Source organism: Nonomuraea africana, assembly GCF_014873535.1.
Lineage (GTDB): Bacteria > Actinomycetota > Actinomycetes > Streptosporangiales > Streptosporangiaceae > Nonomuraea > Nonomuraea africana.
The window spans coordinates 3611759-3637082 of the sequence record NZ_JADBEF010000001.1; the positions used below are offsets into that span (position 1 = coordinate 3611759).

The 25324-nt window shown below is 72.7% G+C and carries 25 protein-coding genes; 13 read left to right on the forward strand and 12 right to left on the reverse strand.

Annotated elements, in window-relative coordinates:
* Positions 1–61: 61 nt before the first annotated feature.
* The 9 genes from H4W81_RS17075 to H4W81_RS17115 are packed head-to-tail and all read left to right on the forward strand — an operon-like array spanning position 62 to position 9216.
* The gene (locus H4W81_RS17075; protein WP_192775719.1) at positions 62–1684 is read left to right on the forward strand and encodes a carbamoyltransferase family protein; all 1623 of its coding nucleotides are present in this window, start codon (positions 62–64) and stop codon (positions 1682–1684) included.
* Positions 1681–2586, forward strand: coding sequence for a glycosyltransferase family 2 protein (locus H4W81_RS17080; protein ID WP_192775720.1), 906 nt, complete (start codon positions 1681–1683; stop codon positions 2584–2586). Before H4W81_RS17075 ends, H4W81_RS17080 begins: the two co-directional genes overlap by 4 nt.
* On the forward strand, positions 2583–3611 hold the full coding sequence (locus H4W81_RS17085) for a glycosyltransferase family 9 protein (RefSeq protein ID WP_192775721.1): 1029 nt from the start codon (positions 2583–2585) through the stop codon (positions 3609–3611). Before H4W81_RS17080 ends, H4W81_RS17085 begins: the two co-directional genes overlap by 4 nt.
* Complete coding sequence (locus H4W81_RS17090) at positions 3608–4795, forward strand: glycosyltransferase (protein ID WP_192775722.1); 1188 nt, start codon at positions 3608–3610, stop codon at positions 4793–4795. Before H4W81_RS17085 ends, H4W81_RS17090 begins: the two co-directional genes overlap by 4 nt.
* Positions 4780–5331 (forward strand): D-sedoheptulose-7-phosphate isomerase, encoded by a 552-nt coding sequence (locus tag H4W81_RS17095; RefSeq protein WP_192775723.1) that lies wholly within the window; start codon positions 4780–4782, stop codon positions 5329–5331. Before H4W81_RS17090 ends, H4W81_RS17095 begins: the two co-directional genes overlap by 16 nt.
* Positions 5328–6683, forward strand: a complete 1356-nt coding sequence (locus tag H4W81_RS17100) for a PfkB family carbohydrate kinase (RefSeq protein WP_192775724.1) — start codon at positions 5328–5330, stop codon at positions 6681–6683. Before H4W81_RS17095 ends, H4W81_RS17100 begins: the two co-directional genes overlap by 4 nt.
* Before the next feature lie 12 nt (positions 6684–6695).
* On the forward strand, positions 6696–7373 hold the full coding sequence (locus H4W81_RS17105; RefSeq protein WP_192775725.1) for an SDR family oxidoreductase: 678 nt from the start codon (positions 6696–6698) through the stop codon (positions 7371–7373).
* Positions 7364–8221, forward strand: coding sequence for a glycosyltransferase family 9 protein (locus H4W81_RS17110; protein ID WP_192775726.1), 858 nt, complete (start codon positions 7364–7366; stop codon positions 8219–8221). Before H4W81_RS17105 ends, H4W81_RS17110 begins: the two co-directional genes overlap by 10 nt.
* 8 nt (positions 8222–8229) lie before the next feature.
* A complete protein-coding gene (locus H4W81_RS17115) occupies positions 8230–9216 on the forward strand; it encodes a UDP-glucuronic acid decarboxylase family protein (RefSeq protein ID WP_192775727.1) in 987 nt (328 codons plus the stop codon).
* On the opposite strand, the gene H4W81_RS17120 is transcribed toward H4W81_RS17115, so the two are convergent.
* The 7 genes from H4W81_RS17120 to H4W81_RS17150 form a co-directional block, all read right to left on the reverse strand.
* A complete protein-coding gene (locus H4W81_RS17120; protein WP_192775728.1) occupies positions 9145–10632 on the reverse strand; it encodes an FAD-dependent oxidoreductase in 1488 nt (495 codons plus the stop codon). The two genes, H4W81_RS17115 and H4W81_RS17120, sit on opposite strands and share 72 nt — an antisense overlap.
* The gene (locus tag H4W81_RS17125; RefSeq protein WP_192775729.1) at positions 10632–11048 is read right to left on the reverse strand and encodes a CBS domain-containing protein; all 417 of its coding nucleotides are present in this window, start codon (positions 11046–11048) and stop codon (positions 10632–10634) included. Before H4W81_RS17125 ends, H4W81_RS17120 begins: the two co-directional genes overlap by 1 nt.
* Before the next feature lie 85 nt (positions 11049–11133).
* Entirely contained in the window at positions 11134–12369 is a 1236-nt protein-coding gene (gene mshC / locus H4W81_RS17130; RefSeq protein ID WP_192775730.1) for a cysteine--1-D-myo-inosityl 2-amino-2-deoxy-alpha-D-glucopyranoside ligase, read from the reverse strand.
* Positions 12370–12378: 9 nt separating this feature from the next.
* Positions 12379–13035 carry an NRDE family protein gene (locus H4W81_RS17135; RefSeq protein ID WP_192775731.1) on the reverse strand — a complete coding sequence of 219 codons (657 nt, stop codon included), beginning with the start codon at positions 13033–13035 and terminating at the stop codon, positions 12379–12381.
* Positions 13036–13037: 2 nt separating this feature from the next.
* Entirely contained in the window at positions 13038–13790 is a 753-nt protein-coding gene (locus H4W81_RS17140; RefSeq protein ID WP_318781782.1) for an SCO1664 family protein, read from the reverse strand.
* Complete coding sequence (locus H4W81_RS17145) at positions 13787–14335, reverse strand: DUF3090 domain-containing protein (RefSeq protein WP_192775732.1); 549 nt, start codon at positions 14333–14335, stop codon at positions 13787–13789. The genes H4W81_RS17140 and H4W81_RS17145 overlap by 4 nt, the downstream gene beginning before the upstream one ends.
* Positions 14336–14344: 9 nt before the next feature.
* On the reverse strand, positions 14345–15031 hold the full coding sequence (locus tag H4W81_RS17150; RefSeq protein ID WP_192775733.1) for a histidine phosphatase family protein: 687 nt from the start codon (positions 15029–15031) through the stop codon (positions 14345–14347).
* Between the two features lie 102 nt (positions 15032–15133).
* On the opposite strand from H4W81_RS17150, the gene H4W81_RS17155 reads away from it, so the two are divergent.
* Both H4W81_RS17155 and H4W81_RS17160 read left to right on the forward strand, forming a co-directional pair.
* Positions 15134–16081, forward strand: coding sequence for an aldo/keto reductase (locus H4W81_RS17155; protein WP_192775734.1), 948 nt, complete (start codon positions 15134–15136; stop codon positions 16079–16081).
* A 187-nt stretch (positions 16082–16268) separates the two neighbouring features.
* A complete protein-coding gene (locus H4W81_RS17160) occupies positions 16269–17162 on the forward strand; it encodes a hypothetical protein (protein ID WP_192775735.1) in 894 nt (297 codons plus the stop codon).
* Positions 17163–17225: 63 nt separating this feature from the next.
* On the opposite strand, the gene H4W81_RS17165 is transcribed toward H4W81_RS17160, so the two are convergent.
* The 4 genes from H4W81_RS17165 to H4W81_RS17180 all read right to left on the reverse strand — a co-directional run bounded on the left by H4W81_RS17165 (position 17226) and on the right by H4W81_RS17180 (position 21199).
* On the reverse strand, positions 17226–18797 hold the full coding sequence (locus H4W81_RS17165) for an MDR family MFS transporter (RefSeq protein ID WP_192775736.1): 1572 nt from the start codon (positions 18795–18797) through the stop codon (positions 17226–17228).
* 193 nt (positions 18798–18990) lie between these two features.
* On the reverse strand, positions 18991–19593 hold the full coding sequence (locus tag H4W81_RS17170; protein WP_192780857.1) for a TetR family transcriptional regulator: 603 nt from the start codon (positions 19591–19593) through the stop codon (positions 18991–18993).
* Between the two features lie 142 nt (positions 19594–19735).
* Complete coding sequence (fabI, locus tag H4W81_RS17175) at positions 19736–20500, reverse strand: enoyl-ACP reductase FabI (protein WP_192775737.1); 765 nt, start codon at positions 20498–20500, stop codon at positions 19736–19738.
* A gap of 3 nt (positions 20501–20503) precedes the next feature.
* Positions 20504–21199 carry a beta-ketoacyl-ACP reductase gene (locus tag H4W81_RS17180; RefSeq protein WP_192775738.1) on the reverse strand — a complete coding sequence of 232 codons (696 nt, stop codon included), beginning with the start codon at positions 21197–21199 and terminating at the stop codon, positions 20504–20506.
* A gap of 77 nt (positions 21200–21276) precedes the next feature.
* Here H4W81_RS17180 and H4W81_RS17185 point away from each other — a divergent pair, with 77 nt between their 5' ends.
* Together H4W81_RS17185 and H4W81_RS17190 are read left to right on the forward strand one after the other, a co-directional pair.
* A complete protein-coding gene (locus H4W81_RS17185; RefSeq protein WP_192775739.1) occupies positions 21277–22770 on the forward strand; it encodes a TldD/PmbA family protein in 1494 nt (497 codons plus the stop codon).
* A gap of 14 nt (positions 22771–22784) precedes the next feature.
* Entirely contained in the window at positions 22785–24140 is a 1356-nt protein-coding gene (locus H4W81_RS17190; RefSeq protein WP_192775740.1) for a metallopeptidase TldD-related protein, read from the forward strand.
* Between the two features lie 144 nt (positions 24141–24284).
* Here H4W81_RS17190 and H4W81_RS17195 read toward each other — a convergent pair whose 3' ends face one another.
* Positions 24285–25298: a linear amide C-N hydrolase gene (locus tag H4W81_RS17195; protein WP_192775741.1), complete on the reverse strand. Its 1014-nt coding sequence runs from the start codon at positions 25296–25298 to the stop codon at positions 24285–24287.
* Positions 25299–25324 lie beyond the last annotated feature (26 nt).

A 25324-nucleotide genomic window follows, 5' to 3' on the forward strand; every position in this document is an offset into this window, starting at 1 on the left:
CGTGAGCTGTGTGTTTAACAAGCGCTTCTCTCGGTAGCGGTTCTCCTCGGGGAGGAAGTTCATGAGATTTCTGGGGATAAACGCGGTGTTCCACGACCCCGCTGCGGCCCTTGTGGTCGATGGTGAGGTTGTCGCGGCCGCCGAAGAGGAGCGGTTCAGCCGCCGTAAGCACGGCAAGAGGCCGGTGCCGTTCTCCGCGTGGGAGCTGCCCGAGCTGGCCGCCGCCTGGTGCCTGGCCGAGGCGGGCCTGCGGCCCGAGGATCTGGACGCGGTCGCCTACTCGTACGACCCGGCGCTGGTGCGGGAGGAGCACGCGGCGCCGTGGGAGGACCTGCGCACCACCTACGCCACCAGAGCGCCCAGCTTCCTGGCCACCGCGCTGCCCGGGCTCGACCCGGCCCAGGTGCGCTTCGTGCCGCACCACGTGGCGCACGCGGCCTCGGCGGGGCTGGCCGCGCCGTACGACGAGTGCGCGGTCCTGGTGTGCGACGGCCGGGGGGAGGCCGTCTCGCACCTGGCGGGCCACTACCGCGACGGCGAGCTCACCACGCTGGCCGCGCAGGAGCTGCCGCACTCGCTCGGTCTCATGTACGAGGACGTGACCGAGCACCTGGGCTTCCTGCGGTCGAGCGACGAGTACAAGGTGATGGCGCTGGCCTCCTACGGCACGCCCCGCCACCTGGACGTGCTCAGGGAGCTGGTCACGACGACCGGCGACGGTGGGTTCAGGATCGAGCCGATCGACTGGGGCGGCTTCGCCAAGCGCCTGGACAAGGGCGAGACGTGGACGGCCGACCACGCCGATCTGGCCGCCAGCGTGCAGGCGCGCCTCGAGGAGGTGCTGCTGGAGCTGGCGTTCTGGCTGCACGAGCGGACCGGCGCGCGGCGCATGGCGATGGCGGGAGGTGTCGCGCTCAACTGCGTCGCCAACACGCGACTGCTGTCCGAGGGCCCCTTCGAGGACGTCTGGGTGCAGCCCGCGGCGGGCGACTCGGGCACCGCGCTGGGGGGCGCGCTGCACCTGTCGCAGGCCCACGGCGAGCCCGTGGCGCCCATGCGCGGCGCCGACCTGGGCAGGGCGTGGAGCGAGGGCGAGCTGGCCGCGTGGCTGGACGTGGCGCGCGTGCCGTATTCGCGGCCCGAGGATCTGGCCGGCGAGGTGGCGCGGGCGCTGAACGACGACCTGATCGTGGCCTGGTTCCAGGGCCGCAGCGAGTACGGCCCGCGCGCGCTGGGCCACCGCTCCCTGCTGGCGCACCCGGGTTACGCCCGCAACACCGAGCGCCTGAACGACGTCAAGGGGCGCGAGCAGTTCAGGCCGATCGCGCCGATGGTGCTCGAGTCGCGGGCGGCGGAGATCTTCGGCAGGGGGCCGGTGCCCTCGCCGTACATGCTGTTCGTCCACGACGTGCGGCCTGAGTGGCGCGAGCGCATCCCGGCGGTGGTGCACGTGGACGGGACGGCCAGGATCCAAACGGTCTCGCCGGAGCGGCACCCGCTGCTGGCCGCCGCGCTGGCCAGGTTCGAGGAGCTGTCGGGGCTGCCCGTGGTGGTGAACACCAGCCTGAACACGGCGGGCCGGCCGATGGTCGACTCGCCGCGCGACGCACTGGAGTGCTTCGGCTCCTCGCCGGTGGACGTGCTCGTGATGGGGCCGTTCGTGGTGAGGAGGGCGGCGACATGATCACTGTGGTGATCCCGACGATCGGGCGCGCCTCGCTGAAGGCGGCCATCCCCGAGGGGGTGCCCGTCATCGTGGTCGAGGACACCGAGCGCAGGGGCCCGGCCGCCGCGCGCAACGCGGGCTGGCGGGCGGCCCAGACGCCGTGGGTGGTCTTCCTGGACGACGATGTGGTGCCCGGCGAGGGCTGGGTGGAGGCGCTCGTCAAGGACCTGGAGGGCCTGCCCGAGAACGTGGCGGGCAGCCAGGGCCGCATCGAGGTGCCGCTGCCCCGCGACCGCCGTCCGACCGACGCCGAACGGAACACCGCCGGGCTCGCCGACGCGGAGTGGATCACCGCTGACATGGCCTACCGGCGCGCCGCGCTGGAGAAGGTCGGGGGTTTCGACGAGCGCTTTCCCCGGGCCTACCGGGAGGACGCCGATCTCGCGCTCAGGCTGAGGGAGGCGGGGTTCCGGCTGGTCAGGGGCGAGCGGGTGACCCGGCACCCGGTGCGGGACGACGGGTTCTGGTCGAGCGTGCGCTTCCAGCGGGGCAACGCGGACGACGCGCTGATGCGGCGGATCCACGGGCCCGAGTGGAGGTCGCTGATCGGGGCGGGCGGGCTGCTGCCCCGGCACGCCGCGACCACCGCGCTGGGACTCACCGCGATCGCCCTCGCGACCGCCCTCGCGAGGAACCGCGCGGGCCGCCGAGGGCACGCGCTACGCGGGCTTCCCGGAGCGCTCGCGTTCGCCCTCAGCGCCGCCGGATGGGCCGCGCTGACCGTCAAGTTCGCGTGGGAGCGCATCGCGCCAGGTCCTCGGACGCCGGGCGAGGTGGCGAGGATGGTGGTCACGAGCGTCGCCATCCCGCCTGCCGCGTGCCTGCACCGGCTGCGCGGCGAACTGCGGGTGCGCCGGTGAGCGGCCCAGGGAGCGGCCCAGGGAGCGGCCCAGGGAGCGGCACCGTCCTGGTGGCCAGGCCCGACAGCGCGGGAGACGTGCTGCTCGCGGGTCCCGCCATCCGCGCCGTCCGGGCCCGGGCCGAGGAGGTGGTGCTGCTGGCGGGACCACTGGGCCGCGCGGCCGCCGAACTGCTGCCGTGCGTGGACCGGGTGATCGAGTGGCGGACCCCGTGGATCGACGCCGATCCGCCGCCCGTCACCGGCGAGCACGTCGCCAGGCTGATGGCGCTGCTGCCCGACGCGGACGAGGCGCTGATCCTGACCTCCTTCCACCAGTCGGCGCTGCCGCTGGCCCTGCTGCTGCGGCTGAGGGGGGTCGGGCGGATCACCGCGATCAGCAACGACTACCCGGGCTCCCTCCTGGACGTCAGGGTGCGGGTGGACGAGAGCAGGCACCTGCCGGAGGCCGAGCGGATGCTGGCCGTCGCCAGGGCCGCGGGGTACGAGCCACGCGACGACGGCAGGCTGGCCGTCAGGACGCCGCCGCCCAGCCTGGCCGGGCCGCCCGGCTACGTCGTCGTGCACCCGGGGACCACCGCCCCGGCCCGCGCGTGGCCCCCCGAGCGGCACAGGGAGGCGGTCGAGGCGCTGGTGGCCGAGGGCTTCCGGGTCGTCGTCACGGGGACCGGGAGCGAGAAGGCGCTGACGTCCACCGTCGCCGGACGCCACGCCGTGGACCTGGGCGGCATGACGACCATGGCCGAGCTGTCGGGGGTGCTGAGCGAGGCGTGCGCGCTCGTCTGCGGCAACACCGGTCCCGCGCACCTGGCCGCGGCCGTCGGCACCCCGGTGGTCAGCCTGTTCTCCCCTGTCGTGCCCGCCGAGCGCTGGGCCCCTTACGGCGTGCCGTACGTGCTGCTGGGTGACCAGCGGGCCGCGTGCAAGGACTCAAGGGCGCGTCTGTGTCCTGTCAGAGGCCACCCGTGCCTGTCGACGGTGACGGCCGAACAGGTCGTCAAAGCAGTGAGGGAGCTGGTCCCATGAGAATCGACCTCATATCCGAGCACGCCGATCCGCTGGCGGCGGTCGGCGGCGTCGACGCCGGCGGGCAGAACGTCCACGTCGCCGCCCTGGCCGCCGCTCTGGCGGGACGCGGTCACGAGGTCGTCGTGCACACCAGGCGGAGCGTGCCGGGCCAGCCTCGCAGCGTGCCGCTGGCCGACGGGGTGCGGGTGGAGTACATCACCGCGGGGCCGGCCACCCACGTGCCGAAGGACGAGCTGCCGCCGTACATGCCGGCCTTCGCCGACGAGCTGGCCCGCCGGTGGGCGGTGCGCCCGCCCGACGTGGCGCACGCGCACTTCTGGATGAGCGGCAGGGCGGCCCTGCTGGCCGCGCGCGGCCTGCCCGTGGTGCAGACCTTCCACGCGCTCGGGACGGTGAAGCGCCGCTGGCAGGGCCGGGCCGACACCAGCCCGCCGGGACGGATCGCGATGGAGACCCAGATCGGCAAGCGGGCCGCGGCGGTCCTCGCGACCTGCACCGACGAGGTGACCGAGCTGCGCGCGATGGGCGTGCCCGATCACCGGGTCACGATCGTGCCGTGCGGCGTCGATCTCGGCCACTTCACTCCGGAGGGCCCGAAGGCCGAGAAGGGCGCGGCCATGCGGGTGCTGAGCATCGGCAGGCTGGTGCCGCGCAAGGGCGTCGACACCGTGGTGCGCGCGCTGCGCGATCTTCCAGGGGTGGAGCTGGTCATCGCGGGCGGCGAGGCCGGCGATCCCGAGGCGGACAGGCTGGCCGAGCTGGCCGCCGCCTACGGCCTGGCCGACCGGGTCAAGGTGATCGGCAGCGTGCCCCGCGAGCGGGTCCCCGCGCTGATGCGCTCGGCGGACGTGCTGGTGACAGTCCCGTGGTACGAGCCGTTCGGCATGGTGCCGCTGGAGGCGATGGCCTGCGGCGTGCCGGTGATCGCCTCCGCCGTCGGCGGTCACCTGGACACCGTCGCGGGCTGCGGCGTCCTGGTGCCGCCGCGCCGCCCCCAGGCGCTCGCCCGCGCCCTGCGCGACCTGCTGGACAACCCCGCGCGGCGGGCCCAGCTCGGCGCGGCGGGGGCGAGGAAGGCCAGGGAGATGTACGGCTGGCCGCACGTGGCCGAGCAGACCGAGGCCGTCTACCAGAGCGTCCTCGAGGGCCGGATGGGGAGGGCGACATGCACAGGCACCTGACCAGACTGAGCTCGGCGCTCGAACTGACCGCCGACCAGGCGCCCGTCGTCGAGGCGTGGGGCCGCAAGCTCGCGAGTGTGCTGACGGGCGGCGGCAGGCTGCTGGCCTGCGGCAACGGGGGTTCGGCCGCCGAGGCCCAGCACCTGACGGCCGAGCTGGTCGGCAGGTTCAGGGGTGAGCGGCAGCCGTTCGCCGCGATGCCGCTGCACGCCGACACCTCCTCGATGACGGCGATCGCCAACGACTTCGGCGCCGAGGAGGTCTACGCCCGCCAGGTGTGGGCGCACGGCCGCGAGGGCGACGTGCTCATCTGCCTGTCCACCAGCGGTTCCAGCGGCAACGTGCTGGCGGCGGCGCGGGCGGCGGGCGAGCGGGGGCTGACCACGTGGGCGCTGACGGGGCGGGCGCCGAACCCGCTGGCCGCGCTCTGCGACGAGGTCGTGGCCGTGCCCGCGGACGACACCGCCACCGTGCAGGAGGTGCACCTGGCGATGATCCACATGCTCTGCGACTCGATCGAGGAGGCGTGCGCGTGAACGGGGGACCGCTGGTCGTCATCGGCGACTCGCTGCTGGACGTGGACATCGAGGGGGCGGCCGACCGGCTGGCACCCGACTCGCCCGTCCCTGTCGTCGACGTGGAGGAGGAACGGCTGCGTCCGGGGGGCGCGGGCCTGGCGGCGCTGCTGGCCGCCAGGGACGGTGCGGAGGTGGTGCTGGTCACCGCCCTCGCCGACGACCCGCAGGGCCGGGTGCTGCGGGGGCTGCTGAACGGCCATCTCGAGGTGGTGCCGCTCCCGCTGCGCGGCTCGACCGTCCGCAAGACCAGGGTCAGGGCCAGAGGCCAGACGCTGGTCCGGATGGACACGGGCGACGGCCGCGCCGTGACCAGGGCGACCGAGGCCGCGCTGAGGGCGGTCCGCGGGGCGGGCGCCGTGCTCGTCTCCGACTACGGCAGGGGCGTCACCGGAGCGGCTCGCGAGCTGCTCAGCGGAGTGGACGTGCCGGTCGTGTGGGATCCGCACCCGAGGGGCGTCACGCCGGTGCCGGGGTGCGCGCTGGTGACGCCGAGCGAGTCGGAGGCCGTGCAGATGTGCGGGGAGCCGTACCTCGGCCCCGACCAGGCGGCCAGGCGGCTGACCAGGATCCTGCGGGCCGAGGCCGTCGCCGTGACGCTGGGCGCCCGGGGCGCCACGCTGGCGCACGCCGGCGGCCACTACCGGAGGGTCCCGCCGCCCACGCTCACCTCCGGCCACGACGTGTGCGGCGCGGGAGACCGGTTCGCCGGAGCCTCGGCGCTCGCGCTGCGCGACGGCCTGCCGGTGGAGGACGCGGTCGCGGTCGGTGTCGGCGAGGCGTCCAGGTTCGTGGAGAGCGGCGGGGCGGCGGCGATCCGGCTGCGCGGCCACGAACTGGCCAAGGAGATGGGCGACCGGCCGCGCACTCCGATGGAGGTCGCCGAGCTGGTCAGGTCGGGCGGCGGACGGCTCATCGCCACCGGCGGGTGTTTCGACCTGCTGCACGCGGGGCACGTGAGCCTCCTGCGCAGGGCCAGGGCCCTGGGCGACGCGCTGATCGTGTGCGTCAACTCCGACGCCTCCGCCAAGCGGCTCAAGGGCCCCGGCAGGCCCGTCGTCGGCCAGCGCGACCGGGTGGAGGTGCTGCGCGCCCTGGGCTGCGTGGACGCCGTCATGGTGTTCGAGGAGGACACCCCCGACGCGGTCATCGAGCGGCTGCGTCCCCACGTGTGGGTGAAGGGCGGCGACTACTCGGGGCGCGAGCTGCCCGAGGCCGCGTCGCTGGCGCGGATCGGCGCCGAGACCGTCGTGCTGGCCAGCGTGCCGGGCCGGTCGACGACCGGGCTGATCGCCGCCGTACAGGAAGCCTGACAAGGAGACACGATGCTGGGGAACATTCTGATCACAGGAGGCTCGTCCGGCCTCGGCCTGGCCACCGCCGAGGCGGTCGCCAAGGCGGGCGGACGGCCGCTGGTGGTGGACGTGCGCGAGGCGCCCGGCTTCGACCAGGCACTCGCCGACCTGGCCGAACGGGAGCAGGCCGAGCAGGCGGTGCGGGAGTTGGCCGAGCGGGCGGGCGGCCTCGACGGCGTCGTCACCGCGGCGGGGATCGACGCGTGCGGCACGCTCGGCGAGGTGCCCGCCGACGACTGGGAGCGCGTCGTCAAGGTGAACCTGCTGGGCACCGCGGCGGTCGTCAGGGCGGCGCTGCCGTACCTGGTGGAGTCGAGGGGGCGGGTGGTGACCTGCGCCTCGACGCTGGGGCTGCGCGCGGTGAGCGACGCCACCGCCTACTGCGCCTCGAAGTTCGGCGTGGTGGGCTTCACCAGGGCGCTGGCGGCCGAGCTGGCGGGCCAGGTGGGGGTCACGATGCTGGTGCCGGGCGGAATGTCGACGCACTTCTTCGACGACCGGCCCGAGCAGTACAAGCCGGGCCCCGACGCCAAGCTCAACAGGCCCGAGGACGTGGCGCAGGCGATCGTGTTCGCGCTGTCGCAGCCGCCCGGCTGCGAGGTGCGCGAGCTCGTGGTCTGCCCTTCGACGGAGACCTCGTGGCCCTAGAGGTCCTGGCCCTGCGGGGGCTCGGGCTCGGAGACCTGCTGACGGCGGTGCCCGCGCTGCGCGCGCTGCGGCGCGCCTACCCGGGGCACCGGCTCGTGCTGGCCGGTCCCTCGGCGCCGGCCGCGCTCCTGCCGGTCGACGAGGTGATCGAGATGCGGGGACCGGGCCCGGTCCCCCGCCGGGGGCCCGACGTCGCCGTCAACCTGCACGGCAAGGGGCCGCAGAGCACCGCGGCGCTGCGCGCCACCGGGCCCGGCACGCTGCTGACCCACGGGGGTGACGGCCCGCCGTGGCGCGACGACGTGCACGAGGTGCGCCGCTGGTGCGACCTGCTCGAGTGGTACGGCGTGCCCGCCGACCCCGACGACCTGTACCTCGGGGAGGGCGACCGCAGCGGACCCGTGGTCGTGCACCCCGGCGCCGCCTACCCGTCGAGAAGATGGCCGCCGGAGCGGTACGCCGCGCTGGTCGCCTACCTCAGGGGCAGGGGACACGAGGTGGTCGTCACGGGGAGCGCGGCCGAGTGGGAGCTGGCCGTACGGGTGGCGGGCCTGAGCGGCGCGAGGGTGCTGGCGGGCCGGACGGACCTGCCGGCCCTCGCCGAGCTGGTCCGCGACGCCCGCCTGGTGATCTGCGGCGACACCGGCGTCGCGCACCTGGCCAGCGCCTACCGCACGCCGTCAGTCCTGCTGTTCGGCCCCGTCTCCCCCGAGCTGTGGGGGCCGCCGAAGCAGGGACCGCACACCGTGCTCTGGAAGGGCGACACAGGGGATCCGCACGGAACCGTGCCGGATCCGGGACTGCTGAGAATCAACGTCGACGAAGTGATCGAGGCGATGTCGCTATGAAGGTCGCTATGAGAGCTGTGGTGACGGGTGGGGCCGGCTTCCTCGGTTCCTACCTCTGCGAGAGGCTGCTGGAGAGGGGGGCCGAGGTCATCTGCATGGACAGCTTCCTCACCGGCTCCCCCCGCAACCTGGAACATCTGCTGGGCAGGCCGGGCCTGGAGATCGTCGAGTGCGACCTGACCTGCTTCGTGCACGTGCCCGGCGAGGTCGACCTGGTGCTGCACTTCGCCTCGGCCGCCTCCCCCGCCGACTACCTCGCCCATCCGATCGAGACGCTCAAGGTCGGCAGCCTCGGCACGCTGCACGCGCTCGGCCTGGCCAAGGAGAAGGGCGCCAGGTTCGTGCTGGCCTCCACCAGCGAGGTGTACGGCGACCCGCTCGAACACCCGCAGCGGGAGAGCTACTGGGGCAACGTCAACCCCGTCGGCCCGCGCAGCGTCTACGACGAGGCCAAGCGCTTCGCCGAGTCGCTGACCACGGCCTACCGCAACGCCCACGGCATCGACACCGGCATCGTGCGGATCTTCAACACGTACGGCCCGCGCATGCGCCCCTTCGACGGCAGGGCGATCCCCACCTTCATCAGGCAGGCGCTGTCCGGCGAGCCGATGACGGTGACCGGCGACGGGACGCAGACCCGCTCCATCTGCTACGTGGACGACACCGTCGAGGGCGTCCTGCGCATGGCGGACAGCGACTTCGCCGGCCCCGTCAACATCGGCAACCCGGACGAGCTGACCATGGTCGAGCTCGCCGAGCTGATCCGCGAGCTGGCCGGCTCCAGCTCGCCCATCGAGTTCATCGACAGGCCCGTCGACGACCCCAGGGTCCGGCGGCCTGACACCACCCTGGCGGCCGCCAAGCTGGGCTGGCGGCCGCGGGTCGGGGCCGAGGACGGGCTGCGCCGTACGGTCGAGTGGTTCTCACAGCTCGATGCGCTTGAGGGGTTCGGTGGCGGGGCCCTGCAGGATCGAACCGTCCAGCGCGAAGCGTGAGCCGTGGCAGGGGCACTCCCAGGTCCGCTCGGCGTCGTTGAAGGCGACCACGCAGCCCATGTGGCTGCACAGCGCCGACACCGCGTGGACCTGGCCGTCGGCGTCGCGGTAGGCGGCGCAGCGCTCGCCCGCCACCTTCACCACCGCCGCCTGGCCCGGCAGGAGCCCTTCGAGGTCGTCGCGCCCGCCTGAGCCGAACCGGTCGCCGACGAAGTGGGCGGCGACCGAGGCCTGGGCCTTCAGCAGCGGGCCCGCCTCGCGCAGCGGATGCACCCTGCGGGGGTCGTACAGCGCCGCCCACGGCCGGTCCTTCCCGGTGATCAGGGCGGCGAGCAGCAGTCCGGCCATGACGCCGTTGCTCATGCCCCAGCCGCCGAAGCCGGTGGCGACGTAGGCGTGGCGGGCCCCCACGTGCAGCGGTCCCACGAAGGGCAGGCCGTCAGTGGTGTCGTTGTCCTGCGCGGCCCACCGGTAGACGGGCTCGACGCCGAAGCGCTCGGTCATCCACGCCGCCAGCCGGTCCAGGCGGGCGCCCACCGAGCCCTCTCCAGGGCGGTACTTCTCGCCCGTCACCAGCAGCAGGCGCCGCCCGTCCTCGAGGGGGGCGGTCCTGACCGAGCGGGTGCCCTGCTCGGTGGTGATGAACGCGCCGCGCGGGTCGGCCGCCGCCTCGATGGGCGCGGCGACGACCAGCTCGCGGCGCGGCGTCATGCGGGCGAACAGCAGCGCCCTGTCGAAGACCGGGTAGTGGGTGGCGACCACGACGTCCTCGGCGGTGACGACGAGGCCCTCGGCGGTGATCACCCTGCCGGAGTCGAGCCGTACGGCGCGGGTGTGCTCGTAGATCTGCGCGCCGCGCGCGGTCAGCGCCTCGGCCAGCCCGAGCAGGTACTTGCGCGGGTGGAACTGGGCCTGCCCGCGCACCCGCACCGCGCCCACGACCGGGTACGGCAGCGCCGTCTCGGTGACGAACTCGGCGGCCAGCCCCGCCCGCCTGGCGGCCTCGACCTCGGCCCTGATCTTCTCGAGCCCCTCGACGGTCTCGGTGTAGGTGTGGGCGGCGACGCGTTCGAGCTCGCACTCGATGTCGAGTTCGGCGCAGGTGGTGGCCACGTGCTCGACCGCCTCGAGCTGGGAGCGGGCGTACAGCCCCCCGTCGGCCGCGCTCAGGCTGGAGTAGATCAGCGTGTGCAGCGCCGACAGCTTGGCCGTGGTGTGCCCCGTGACGCCCTCGACGAGGCGGCCCGCCTCCAGCACCGCCACCGAGCGGCCCGCCTTGGCCAGCTCCCAGGCCGTGCTCAGGCCGGCGATCCCGCCGCCGAGCACGGCCACGTCCACGCGGACGTCGCTGCTCAGCGGCGGGCGCGGCGGTTGCGCCGTACCGTCCATCCAGTACGACCCCGTGGTGTGCGCCATCAGTCGGTGGTGAGGGCGTCGAGCAGGTCGCCGACAGTGGCGTCCGGCAGCGCCCTGGCCACCTCGGCGAGCGCGACGATGCCGACGAGCCGGTGCCCGTCGATCACGGGCAGGCGACGGACCTTGTGGGAGGCCATGGTGCGGAGGATCTCCCTGGCGTCGTGGTCGGCGCCGATGGTGACCGCCTCGCCCTGGGCCAGCTCGCCGGCCAGGCACGACTTGGGGTCCTTGCCCTTGGCGAGCACCTTCACCACGATGTCCCTGTCGGTGAGCATGCCCTTGAGCCTGTCGTCGTTGCCGCAGATGGGCAGCGAGCCGACGTCGAGCCTGGCCATCTTCTCCGCGGCCTCGCTGACGGACTCGTCGACGTTCACGCACTCGGGGTCGGGAGTCATGATCTCTCGTGCCGTGGTCATCGTCTGTCTCCTTTCGTCGTTGCGCCCGCTGCCCACGGCAGGACGCCCGAAACGAGACGATGACGCGGCTCCCCCGCGCCGGCCGCTAGAGCGCGACCCCCAGCAGGGCGTCGGCCAGGTCGCGGACCAGGCCGGGAGCGCCGGGGTCTGATTCCGCGCCGGAACCGTCATCGGCCAGCGCCCTGGCCGCCCACGCGTCGATCGCGGCCAGCGCGCCGGGGGCGTCGAGATCGGCCGACAGCCGCGCCCGCACCTCGGCCAGCACGTCACCCGCGGCCGGGCCGGACGGCAGCGCGACCGCCGCGCGCCAGCGATCGAGTCGCGCCTCGGCCCCCTGGAGCTGGTCGTCGGTGTACTCCCAGTCGGCGCGGTAGTGGTGGGCGAGCAGCACGAGCCTGATGGCCATCGGGTCGTGCTCGGCACGCAGCTTGGAGACGAACACCAGGTTGCCCCGCGACTTGGACATCTTCTCGCCGTCGAGACCCACCATGCCCGCGTGGGAGTAGAACTTGGCGAACGGCCACTCGCCGCTGGCGGCGTAACCCTCGGAGGCGCCGCACTCGTGGTGCGGGAAGATCAGGTCGGAGCCGCCGCCCGCGACGTCGAACCCGGCGCCGAGGTGGGCCAGGGCGATGGCGGTGCATTCGACGTGCCAGCCGGGCCTGCCGGGGCCGAAGCGGGAGGGCCAGGACGGCTCGCCGGGACGTTCGGCCCGCCACAGCAGCCAGTCGAGCGGGTCGCGCTTGCCCGCGCGGTCGGGGTCGCCGCCGCGCTCGCCGAACAGCGCCAGCATCTCCTCGCGGCCGTAGCCCGACACCTCGCCGAACTTGGGCGCGTCGGCGACGCTGAAGTAGACGTCGCCGTCGACGGAGTAGGTCAGCCCCTTGTCGGACAGGCTCTCGATCAGCTCCGCGACCTGGCCGATGGCCTCGGTCACGCCGACGTACTCGCGCGGGGGCAGGACGCGCAGCGCGCTCATGTCGACGCGGAACAGCTCGATCTCGCGCTCGGCGAGGTCCCGCCAGTCCTGGCCGGTCTGCTCGGCCCGCTCGAGCAGCGGGTCGTCGACGTCGGTGGCGTTCTGCGTGAAGTGCACCTCGTGGCCGTTGTCGCGCCACACCCTGCCCACGAGGTCGAAGGCGAGGTAGGTGTTGGCGTGGCCCAGGTGCGTGGCGTCGTAGGGAGTGATGCCGCACACGTACATCGTGGCGGTCGGCCCCGGCTCGGTGGGCCTGACCTGCCGCGCGGCGGTGTCGTACAGATGCAGGGGTACGGCGGCGCCGGGCAGGTTGGGAACACTGGGGGCAGACCACGATCGCATGCTTTGACCTTATCCGTCTCGGGAAACACCACGATCAACGCGGGGCACGGCCACCGCATTCCAGCTGGTGAGATCGGAGAAGTCGTAGCCCACCCGGTCGCCGCCGAGCGTCAGCAGGGTGGCCGACAGCGAGGCGTGGCGGCGGCCGTCCGGCAGCTCGTGGCAGACCGTGGCCATGCCGACCAGGTCGTGCCAGTCGGGGGCGGCCGCGAAGACCGGGGCGAGGTTCCTGGAGTCGGCGCCGAGGCCGCCGTTGACGATGACGCTGGTGCCCTCGGGGACCACCGTCTCGATCGGGCGCCGGCCGTCCCACGACCACAGGCGCGCGCCCGCGCCGTCGGCGACCAGCAGGTGGAAGGGGTCATAGCGGGTCAGGTCGACCTCGGGCAGCGCGCCCGCCAGGACCGCGCGCAGCGGCAGGTCGCCGCGCGAGATCTTGGTGCGCTCGTCGGCCGCCTCGCCCCTGCCGTTGAGCAGCGCCGCCACGCGCCCCGCCGACGGCAGGACGGCCAGCCACGTGCCGCCCGCCTTGAGGTCGCGCCCGCCGACGACGCCCGGGTAGTCGGGCCAGTGCTCGCCGGGGCCCTCCCACGGCCGGTCGGCGAACTCGTCGCGGATGCCCAGCAGGGTCAGCGGCTCGCCGGTCCGCACGATCACGGTGCACATGTCTAGATCGGCGGCCAGGGGACCGCCGGCCAGTCCTCTGAGGGGTAGGGGTGCACGCCGGTGTCGAGCAGCCGCCTGACGCGGGTCCAGGTGGCCTCGACCTCGGCGAGGGTGAGCAGCTCGCGCAGGCGGCGGCCCAGCGCGCCCGACTCGAGCTCGCGCTCCAGCTTGGCCAGCACGCCGACGGCCTCGCGCGGCAGCGGCTTGCCGCGCCACTGCCACAGCACGGTGCGCAGCTTGTCGTCGGCGGCGAAGCAGACGCCGTGGTCGACGCCGTAGATGGTGGCGCCGTCGGGCAGGGGCAGCAGATGGCCGCCCTTGCGGTCGGCGTTGTTGACGATCGCGTCGAAGACGGCCATCCTCCGCAGCGCGGGGTGGCGGCTGCGGATCAGCGTCATCAGGTCGGTGTCCTGGTCGGTGTCGATCCACAGCTGGCACATGCCGGGGCCGAACGGGCCCTCGCGGTAGACCGTGGGCGGCACGATCTGCCAGCCGGTCGCCTTGGAGACCTCGTAGGCGGCGATCTCGCGGGCGGCGAGTGTGCCGTCGGGGAAGTCCCACAGCGGGCGCTCGCCGCGCACCGGCTTGTAGACGCACGCCGCCGACCGATCCCCGAGCGTGACGCCGCAGTAGAGCGTCATGTTCGTCGCCTCGACCAGGCGGCCCGCCACCTCCAGTCGTCCGTCCCTGAGCAGCCCGAGGGCGGCTTCCTCGTCATAGCGGAGGTCTTCCAGCTCACGCTCCGGCACACTCACGAAGCGACCTCACCTCCGCGGTATCCGTTCAGGCGCACGCAGATGTGCCCCTCGGCGTCGAGTGGCTGACCACACAGCGGGCAGGGCGGACGGCCCGCCGCCACGATCTGCAGGGCGCGCTGGGAGAAGGCCCGCGCGGCCCCCGGGCTGATGCGGACCCGCAGCATCGAGGGTTCGGGCGCCTCGAGATCCTCCTCGTCGGTGATCTCCTGGGCCTCGATGATCACCTGCGACGTGTCGGGATCCCACGCCAGGGCCATCGTGCCGACCCTGAAGTCCTCGGTGAGCGGCTGGTCGAGCGGCGCGTTGTCGGTGAGGTCGGGCGGCGCGACGGCCGGTACGTGAGCGGTGCCCCCGGTACGTCTCTGCACCTCGTCGAGCAGCTCTTCGAGCTTGCCCGCGAGCGCGGCGACCTGCAGCTTCTCCAGCGCGACGGTGGTCAGCCTGCCCGCGGCCCGCGCCTGCAGGAAGAAGATCCGTGCCCCCGGCTGCCCCAAGGCACCGGCCACGAACCTCTCTGGTGGGTCGTAGTCGAAGACCGGCATAGCCCGACCTTACGTGGTCCCGGGTCCGCCGCCGACGGCGGCATCGCTCCCGGTGATGTTTTCTCCCCCGTCTTTCTCCTCCGAACCCTCGGGAAGCCGCAATTCCCCCACATCGTTAAGCCTGAGCACAAAGGGACGCAGGGGGGTATATCGAATGATCGTTACAGACGCCGGATCAGCGGTTATGCGCTGAAACTGATCGAGGTGGAGCCCCAGCGCGTCCGCCACGACGGCCTTGATCACGTCTCCGTGCGTGCACACCAGGTAGACGCTTTTCTCCCCCAGGCGCTGGTTCCACGCCCGCACGGCGGCCACCGCGCGGTGCTGCATGTCGGCCAGCGCCTCGCCGCCGGGGAAGACGGCCGCGCTCGGGTGCGACTGGACGACCGGCCACAGCGGCTCCTTCGCCAGCTCGGTCAGCGGGCGGCCGGTCCACTCGCCGTAGCCGCACTCGCCGAACCGCTCGTCGGTCTCGATCTCGAGCCCTCTGCCCTCCGCGACCGCCTGGGCGGTCTCCTGGCAGCGTTCGAGCGGGCTGGAGACGATCGCGTCGAGCCGCACCTCCGCCAGACGCGTGGCCAGCGCCTTCGCCTGGGTCTCGCCCGCCTCGCTGAGGTGGACGCCGGGGGTCCAGCCGGCCAGCACCGGACCCGTCATAGCGGTGAGGCCGTGTCTGGCCAGGAGGATCGTCGTCATGACGCCAAGTCTTGCAGGCGTCGATCACATTTCTTTGCCTGGGCGGGCGGTAGCCTGGCCAGATCCTTGGCCGTGATCGACAGACGGGAGCGCCTGAGCTTCATGGAACAACGCTATGTCGGTCGGAGCGGCCTTTCGGTGTCCCGGCTCGGTCTCGGCACGATGACATGGGGCAGGGACACCGACGCCGAGGACGCGGCCGTCCAGCTGCGTACCTTCGTCGAGGCGGGGGGGAACCTGATCGACACGGCCGACGTCTACACCGGCGGCGACGCCGAACGACTGCTCGGGCGGCTGCTCAGAGACTCCGTGCCGCGCTCGGAGGTGGTCATCTCCACCAAGGCCGTGCTGACGCCCGCCGCGCGGCGGCCGCGCGACGCCTCCAGGCGGCACCTCATCGCCGCCATCGACGCCTCCCTGGCCAGGCTCGGCGTCGACTACGTCGACCTGTGGCAGCTGCACACCTACGACCCCGAGGTGCCGCTGGAGGAGACGCTCGCCGCGCTCGACGCCATCGTCTCCTCGGGACGGGCGGTCTACGCGGGCGTGTGCGACTACACCGGCTGGCAGCTGGCCGCGGCCGCGGTGGGCCAGCGGTCGGTGCAGGGCCGCATCCCGATCATCGCCGCGCAGGTGGAGTACTCCCTGCTGGCCCGCGACCCCGAGCGTGACGTGCTGCCGGCCGCCGAGCACGTCGGCGCGGGGGTGCTGGCCTGGTCGCCGCTCGGGCGCGGGGTGCTGACCGGCAAGTACCGCACGGGCATCCCCGCCGACTCCCGCGCCGCCACGCCGCACTTCGCCGACTTCGTCCGTCCCTACCTCGACGAGCGCAGCCGCAGGGTGGTCGAGTCCGTCACCACCGCGGCCGAGGGGCTCGGGGTCTCCCCGCTGTCGGTGGCGCTGTCATGGGTGCGCGACCAGCCCGGCGTCGCCGCCGCCATCGTGGGCGCCCGCACCCACGCGCAGCTCAGCGGGATCCTTCCGGCCGAGGACGTGGTCCTGCCGCGCGAGATCCGCGAGGCCCTCGACGACGTCTCCTCCGTCGACTGACCGACCTCCGACGTGCGCCGCGATGATCAGTCTGAGTAGGCTTGCTTCCCTCCGCCGCCCGACCGCGGCGAACCAGAACGAGATTCACCCTCGCGTATCACTAGTCGATATCGAATCGTAACTTTGCGTGGAAATCGGCTTCGACTCCACCAAGCTGGCCACGGGCGATCGACACAGGAGGGGATAGATGGGCGCAGGACGCCGCAGGACGGCGGTCTCAGTCGGCCTCCTCGCGTTGGCGCTGGCCACGCTCCCGCTGGGCGCGGGAGCGGCGGCCGCCGGGATCCGCGACTGCGAGCGTGGCGGCGGACTGCTGTCCGGCGTGACCAACGGGGTGTGCGAACTGGTCGACGGGGTCACCGACACGGTCGACAGCGTCACGGGCAGCTCGCTCGGCCCCGTGACGGGCGGTGTCGACAAGACGACGGGCACGGTCCTCGGCACCGTGGGCGAGGTCGCCCCGACGGGCAGGCCCGCGCCCTCCCCCACCACCGCTCGCGTCGACTCCACACAGGAGCCGCCGCCCCCTGCCGCCGGTGACGGCGACGGCGGCCTGGTCGCCGGCACGCTGGAGGACGTCTGCCTGCCGGTCCTCGCGTGCGAGGGGCAGGGTGTGCTCGGCTCCGTGACCGACCCCCGGCCCCAGCCGAGCCCGTCGGGCTCGCCCGGCGCGAAGGACACGCCCTCGCCCTCCGCCACGCCCACGCCCACGCCGTCCAGGCGGCCCAGGGAGGCGGGGATCCTGCCCACCGAGGCGCCGACGCCGCCCTTCAGCAGGCCGCACATGGAGACCGGCGACCGCGTCGCCGAGGAGCCGGTGCCGGTCGACCCCGACGATCCCCGGGTCGAGCTGCTGTGGCCCGGGCCGTTCTCGGAGAAGCTGTCCGACCAGATCGGCGAGCGGGCGGTACGGCCCAGCGAGCCCGACTCCGACCTGCTGGGCACCGCGCTGACGGCCGTGCTGCTGGCCTCGGCGGTGCTGGCGGCCCGGGTGTCGCAGCAGCGGCGCAGGCGCGCCGAGCACGGCGAGTCGATGCCCTTCGAGCCCATGCGCGTGGGCGGCCGCCACCGCCTGGCCTGAGGCCGCCACCCCGGCCGGGGCCGTCCGGCCTGAGGCGGCGCACCGGCCCGCTCGCTGAGGGCGTCAGTGGGCGGCCGTCGCGCGTTCCTGGGCGAGCCTTTCCTCGCCCGACAGCGTGTTGAGCGGCTTCTCCTTGATGAACAGCACCGCCACCAGCGCGAGCGCCGTCAACGGCACGCCGATGAGGAACAGGTCGGCGGTGGCCGTGGCGTACACGTCCTGGATCACCCGCACCACCGGCGCGGGCAGCTTGGAGATGTCGGGAACCGACTGCCCCTCGCCGCCGCCCGCCATCGGCCCGAGCCGCTCGGTCATGAGCGTGGTGATCCGGTTGGCGAGCACCGCGCCGAGGGCGCTGACGCCCACCGCGCCGCCCATGCTGCGGAAGAAGGACAGCACCGAGGTGGTGACGCCGAGGTCGTGCGCGGGCACGTCGTTCTGCGCCGCCAGCACCAGGTTCTGCATGAGCATGCCGACGCCGATGCCGAGCACCGCCATGTACACCGACAGCAGCAGCGTGCTGGTCTGTCCGTCGATGGTGCTGAGCAGGCCCATCCCCGCCAGCATCACGACGCCGCCGGCCACCAGGAAGCCCTTCCACCTGCCCCACTTGGTGATGAGCTGGCCCGCGACCGTGGAGGAGACCAGCAGGCCGAACACCATCGGCAGGCTCATCAGGCCCGCGACGGTCGGCGACTTGCCGAGCGCCACCTGGAAGTACTGCGACAGGAACACCGTGCCGCCGAACATCGCCACGCCGACCAGCACGCTGGCGACGGTGGCCAGCGCGACCGTGCGGTTCCTGAACAGCGACAGCGGGATGATCGGCTCGGCGGCCTTCGATTCCACCCACACCGCCAGCGCCAGGACGGCGAGCCCGCCGCCCGCCAGGCCCACGGTCCACCACGACGCCCACGCGAACTGGTTGCCGGCCAGCGACGACCACACCAGCAGCGTGCTGACGCCCAGCGTGATGAGGAAGGCGCCGAGGTAGTCGACCTTGACCTGCTTGCGCACCACCGGCAGGTGGAGCGTGCGCTGCAGCAGCACGATGGCCACGATCGTGAACGGCACGCCGATCAGGAAGCACCAGCGCCAGCCGAGCCACGGGGTGTCGACGAGCAGCCCGCCGATGAGCGGTCCGGCCACCGTGCCGACCCCGAACACCGCGCCGAAGATGCCGGCGTAGCGGCCCAGTTCGCGCGGCGGGATCATGGCCGCCATCACGACCATGGACAGCGCGGTCATGCCGCCCGCGCCGACGCCCTGGACGACGCGGCTGACGATGAGGATCTCCACGTTGGGCGTGAGGCCGGCGATCAGCGAGCCGGCCACGAACAGCCCGAGCGACAGCTGGATGAGCAGCTTCTTGCTGTAGAGGTCGGCCATCTTGCCCCACAGCGGCACCGTGGCCGTCATCGCCAGGAGCTCGGAGGTGACGATCCAGGTGTAGACGGTCTGCGAGCCCTGAAGGTCGGTGATGATGCGGGGCAGCGCGTTGGCCACGACGGTCGAGGCCAGGATGGACACGAACATGCCCACCATCAGCCCGGACAGTGCCTGAAGGACCTTCCTCCTGGAGGTGGGCCCCGTGGGCGCCGCCGCGGGTTCCGGCTGCGCGGTGGTGGTTGTCATTCTTCCTCGGTTCTCTCTCGAGAGGGTCGGCTCTCGGGGGTGGTACGGCCGCGCGGGGCCGTCGAGCGATGCGGTTCAGGCGGCCCGGTCAAGGCCGGCTCGGTGGAGATCGGCTCGGTGGAGATCGGCTCGGGTCAGCTCGGCTCGGGTAGCTAGGCTCGGGTCAGCTCGGATCGGTGGAGAGCGGCTCGGCTCAGCTCGGATCGGGCAGGCCCTCGGCCAGCGCCTCGAAGGCCGCGTCGACCAGCCCGGCCAGCGAGGTGTCCACGGTGCTCCAGCGCATCATCGACACCCTGAAGGCCGTGAGGGCGACGGCCGTGACCAGCCCGGCGTGCGCCGCCGCGGCAGGGTCGTCGCCGAGCCGCCCGGCCACGGCCGCCGCCAGCCGCCGTTCGGACTCGGCCCCGCCGGAGATCAGCTTCGGCAGCAGCGAGGGGTTCTGCTCGAACACCTTCAGCCTGAGCAGCCACTCCTCGCGCCGTTCCTGGACCCGCTCGGCCTCCTCGCGCAGCACCACGCGCAGCGCCTGGAGCGCGGACGCCTGCGGGGGCACGTCGGCCAGCCGCCGCAGCAGCTCGGCCTCCGATGACGGGCTCCTGCCGAGGAGCGCGTCCTCCTTGGAGGGGAAGTAGTTGAAGAAGGTGCGCGAGGAGACGTCGACCGCTTCGGCGATGTCCTCGACCGTGACACCGGCCAGACCCCGCTCGGCGACCAGCGTGAGGGCGGCCCGCTCGAGGGCGGCCCGGGTCTCGAGCTTCTTCCTGTCCCTCCGGCCGAGCTCTTCGGTGCTGTCCACGATGGTCAAAACATCAAGACTACGAATGAAATTTCAGATTCTGCACCTTTTCATGATGTGAAGTGCGGCACGTCACATCTCGACATGTCATAAAACCGCCCCCTGCGAGGTGGTCGCAGGGGGCGGGAGGGGGAAGCTGCTTCTAGACGCCCATCGCGTGGACGCCGCCGTCGACGTGGACGATCTCGCCCGTGGTGGCGGGGAACCAGTCGGACATCAGGGCGACGCACGCCTTGGCCGCCACCTCGGTGTCGGCGAGGTCCCAGCCGAGGGGCGCCTTGTCCGGCCAGGCCTCCTCGAACTCCTTGAACCCGGGGATCGACTTGGCCGCCATCGTGCGCAGCGGCCCGGCGGCGACCAGGTTCACCCTGATGCCCTGCTTGCCCAGGTCGCGGGCGAGGTAGCGGTTGGCCGACTCGAGGCCCGCCTTGGCCACGCCCATCCAGTCGTAGACCGGCCACGCCTTGGTGGCGTCGAAGTCGAGGCCGACGATGGAGCCGCCTTCCTTCATCAGCGGCAGGCAGGCGACCGCCAGCGACTTGTAGGAGAAGGTGGAGATGTGCAGGGCGGTCGCGACGTCCTCCCACGTGGTGTTGAGGAAGTTGCCGCCCAGGGCGGTCTGCGGCGCGAAGCCGATGGAGTGGACGACGCCGTCGAGGCCGTCGACGTGCTCGCCGACGCGGGCGGCCAGCGTGTCGAGGTGCTCGGTGTTCTGCACGTCGAGCTCGATCACCGGCGGCGTCGTCGGCAGCCGCTTGGCGATGCGCTCGACCAGGGTGAGGCGGCCGAAGCCGGTCAGCACGACCGTGGCGCCCTGCTCCTGGGCCAGCTTGGCCACGGAGAAGGCGATGGAGGCGTCGGTGAGGACGCCGGTGACGAGGATGCGCTTGCCTTCGAGGATTCCCATGGTTCAGTGCCCCATTCCCAGGCCGCCGTCGACGGGGATCACGGCCCCGGTGATGTAGGAGGCGTCGTCGCTGGCGAGGAAGCGGACGACGCGCGCGATCTCCGCGGGGGCCGCCTGCCGGCCCAGCGGGATGTTCTTGACGATCGCCTCGGCGTCGAGCTCCGCGGTCATGTCGGTCTCGACGAAGCCGGGGGCGACGACGTTGACCGTGATGCCGCGCGAGCCGTACTCGCGGGCCAGGGAGCGGCCGAAGCCGACCAGGCCGGCCTTGGAGGCGGCGTAGTTGGACTGCCCGGCCTGACCGCTGAGGCCGACCACGGAGGAGATGAGGATGATGCGGCCGCGCTTGAGCTTCATCATGGGCCTGATCGCGCGCTTGGCGACCCGGTAGGCGCCGGTGAGGTTGGCGTCGATGACGTCGGTGAAGGCCTCTTCCTTCATCATCGCCAGCAGAGTGTCCTTGGTGATGCCCGCGTTGGAGACGAGCACCTCGACCGGGCCCTGCTCGGCCTCCACCTTGGCGAAGGCGGCGTCGACGTCGTCGGAGCTGGTCACGTCGCAGCGGACGCCGAACAATCCCTCGGGAGGCTCCCCCGATCGGTAGGTGACGGCGACGTTGTCGCCTGCCGCGGCGAGTTCGCGGGCGATCGCGAGGCCGATGCCGCGATTGCCTCCGGTGACGAGTACAGAGCGTGCCATGGGACCTGACGCTATCTCCTACCGGCCGGTATCCCCTTGTCCGGGAGGTACAAGATCACAGGGCTAGGATCGTTGACATGCGCCAGATCGATCCCGATTTCCTCGCCCTGCCGCTCAGGCAGCTCGCGGACGCGGCCCTGCAGCGCGCCCGCGACCTCGGCGCCTCGCACGCCGACTTCCGGCTGGAGCGCGTGCGAGCCGAGTCCCTCGCCCTCTACGACGCCAGGCTCGAGGGAGCCGCGGACGCCGACGACCTCGGCTACGCCGTACGCGTGATCAAGAACGGCACCTGGGGCTTCGCCGCGGGCCTCGTGCTGACCCCGGAGGCGGCCGCGGAGGTGGCCGCGCAGGCCGTCAAGGTCGCGGAGGTGAGCGCCCCGATCAACAGGGAGCCCATCGAGCTGGCCCCCGAGCCGGTGCACGGCGAGGTCACCTGGGTCTCCGCCTACGAGATCGACCCGTTCACCGTGCCGCAGAAGGAGAAGGTGGCGCTGCTGGCCGACTGGTCGGCGGGGCTGCTGAAGGGCGCCGACCACGTCAGCGCGCGGCTGCTGCAGGTGAAGGAGCAGAAGTTCTACGCCGACACCGCGGGCACGGTCACCACCCAGCAGCGCGTCAGGATCCACCCCGAGCTGAACGCGATGAAGGCCGCCTCGGCCGGGTTCGACGACATGTCCACGATCGCGCCGCCGGTCGGGCGGGGCTACGAGTACCTGACCGACGGCACCTACGACTGGCAGGGCGAGCTGGCCCGGCTGCCCGAGCTGCTGGCCGAGAAGCTGGCCGCGCCCTCGGTCGAGGCGGGCGACTACGACCTGGTGATCGACCCGTCCAACCTGTGGCTGACGATCCACGAGTCGATCGGCCACGCCACCGAGCTCGACCGGGCGCTCGGCTACGAGGCGGCCTACGCGGGCACGAGCTTCGCCACCTTCGAACAGCTCGGCACGCTCGTCTACGGCTCGCCCGTCATGAACGTCACCGGCGACCGCACCGTCGAGCACGGGCTCTCCACGATCGGCTACGACGACGAGGGTGTGGCCACCCGCGAGTTCGACATCGTCAAGGACGGCATCCTGGTCGGCTACCAGCTCGACCGCAGGATGGCGCTCATGCAGGGGCTCGGCTCGAGCAACGGCTGCGCCTTCGCCGACTCGCCCGGCCACATGCCGATCCAGCGCATGGCCAACGTCTCGCTGAAGCCCGCCCCGGGCGGCCCCTCGACCGAGGCGCTGATCGGCGACGTCGAGCGCGGCCTCTACATCGTCGGCGACAAGAGCTGGTCGATCGACATGCAGCGCTACAACTTCCAGTTCACCGGGCAGCGGGCCTTCAGGATCGAGAACGGCGCGCTCGCCGGCCAGGTGCGCGACTTCGCCTACCAGGCGACCACGACCGACTTCTGGGGGTCGATGGAGGCCGTGGGCGGTCCCGAGACCTACGTGCTCGGCGGCGCCTTCAACTGCGGCAAGGGCCAGCCCGGCCAGGTCGCCCCGGTCAGCCACGGCTGCCCCTCGGCGCTGTTCCGCGGCGTCAGGATCCTCAACACCGTGCAGGAGGGTGGAAAGTGACGTCTCCTCAGGAAATGGTCGAGAGGGCGCTCGAGCTCTCCCGGGCCGACGACTGCGTCGTCATCGTCGACGAGGGCTCGACGGCCAACCTCCGCTTCGCGGGCAACACGCTGACCACCAACGGCGTCGCCAGGTCGGCGCAGCTGACGGTGATCTCGATCGTGGGCGCAGGCGTCGGCGTGGTGTCGCGCGCGTCCGTACGGCCCGAGCAGCTGCCCGAGGTGGTCGCCGCGGCCGACGCGGCGGCGCGCGACGCTCAGCCCGCCGAGGACGCCAGGCCGCTGGTGGAGGGCGTGGGGTCGAGCGTCAACTGGACCGAGCCGGTGCTGCCGACCTCCATCGGGGTCTTCGGCGACTTCGCGCCCGCCCTGGGCGAGACGTTCACCGCCGCGGAGGCGGGCGGCAGGAAGCTGTACGGCTTCGCCGAGCACACCCTGACCTCCACGTTCGTCGGCTCGTCGAGGGGCCTGCGGCTGCGCCACGACCAGCCGACGGGCCGCCTCGAGCTCAACGCCAAGTCCGCCGACCTCAAGCGCTCTGCCTGGACGGGCGTGGCCACCCGCGACTTCTCCGACGTCGACGTGGCCGCGCTCGACTCCTCCCTCGCCCAGCGCCTGGAGTGGGCGAAGAACCGCATCGACCTGCCCGCGGGCCGCTACGAGACGCTGCTGCCGCCGAGCGCCGTGGCCGACCTCATGATCTACATGATGTGGTCGAGCGGAGCGCGTGACGCGCTCGACGGCCGCTCGGTCTTCTCCAAGCCCGGTGGCGGCACCCGGGTCGGCGAGCGGCTGTCGGAGCTGCCCGTCACGCTCAGTAGCGACCCTTCCGCGGCCGGCATCGAGTGCGCGCCGTTCGTGACCGCCCACGCCTCCAGCCGCCGCAGCTCGGTCTTCGACAACGGCCTGCCGCTCGCGGCGACCGACTGGGTGAAGGACGGCACGCTGGCCGCGCTCCTGCAGACCCGTCACTCGGCGGAGCTGAGCGGCCTGCCCGTGACGCCGTCGATCGACAACCTGATCATGCGAGGTGGCGAGGGCGGCAGGTCGCTGGAGGAGATGATCGCCGCCACCGAGCGCGGGCTGCTGCTGACCTGCCTGTGGTACATCCGCGAGGTCGACCCGCAGACGCTGCTGCTGACCGGCCTCACCCGCGACGGGGTCTACCTGGTCGAGCACGGCGAGGTGATCGGCGAGGTCAACAACTTCAGGTTCAACGAGAGCCCGGTCGACCTGCTGGGCCGCCTGAGCGAGGTCGGGGCCAGCCGGCAGACGCTGCCGCGCGAGTGGAACGACTACTTCACCCGCACGATCATGCCGCCGGTCCGGGTGCCCGACTTCAACATGTCGACGGTCAGCCAGGCCAACTGACCCGTCCTTCGCGGCGCGCCGCCTGCCCCTGCCCGATCACAGGCCCGGTCACAGGGCCGGTCACAGGGCCGGTCACAGGGCCGGTCACAGGGCCGGTCACAGGGCCGGTCACAGGGCCGGTCACAGGGCCGGTCACAGGGCCGGTCACAGGGTCAGGCGGTGCACCCGGTCCCACCGCTTGGCCGTCACCAGCCTGGCGGTGCCCTTGGCCAGGTCGTAGACGATCGACCAGCGGGTGTGGCCCTGGGCGACGCTCTTCAGCAGCTCGAGACCGTCGGCCTTCGACCCGACCGTCGCGGTGAGGCGCCTGTGGCGGTCGTCGGGGGTGCCGCTGACGACGCTCCAGTTGGTCAGGACGCGGTCGTCGCGCACGTGCATCCTGCCCTCGCCGTACTCGACGACGGCCGACGCCCCGCTCTTGTCGGCGAGCAGGTAGTGCACCTGGGGTCCGCCGCTGAAGTCGACGTTGTAGGTGCGCATGAGCGCGAGCGCCTCCTTCACCGTGGCCGCCCTGTCCAGCAGGACGCGGATGATCCGCACGCTGCTCACCGTGGGCCGGCCCGGCATGGCGGCCGGCAGCTCGGCGGTCGGCGTGGCGGCCAGGCCGACGGCCAGCCCCTTCTCGTTCATGCCGTCGAAAGGGGCGAGCACCGCGTGCCCGAGCCGACGCCGCTCGACCGGGTCCCCGAGGTCGGCGGGGGCGGCCTTGCCGAGCAGGTAGTAGGCGTCGACCACGGACAGGGAGGCGTAGCCGTCGGGCGGGTCGGCGTGGACGACGATCGCCGGGTTGTCGTCCCAGTCGAAGTTGCGGCCGAACTCGGCGCCCCGGTGGAACAGCGAGCAGGCCCAGCCGTCGGCCTTCCTGCGCAGCTCCGCCTCGGTGAGCGGCGCGTCGATGTCGTAGCCGCCGTGGTAGGTCATCTCGTACATCGGCAGGTCGTCCAGCCGCCTGATGCTGGCGCTGGTGCGGGCGACCTCCCCGGCCGTCTGCCGCAGGATCCGCGCCGGCGCGGCCGCCTCCTGGGCGGCCTGACCCGCCGGCTCCCGCGGTGGCGCATCCTGCCCGGCGGCGCCGCCACCCGAGCAGGCGGTGGCCAGCGGTACGGCCAGCGCCAGCACCGCGAGCAGCGAGATGGCCTTGCGTAACGCCGGTGTCATCGCATCGTCCCTTCGCCGAGCCCGCA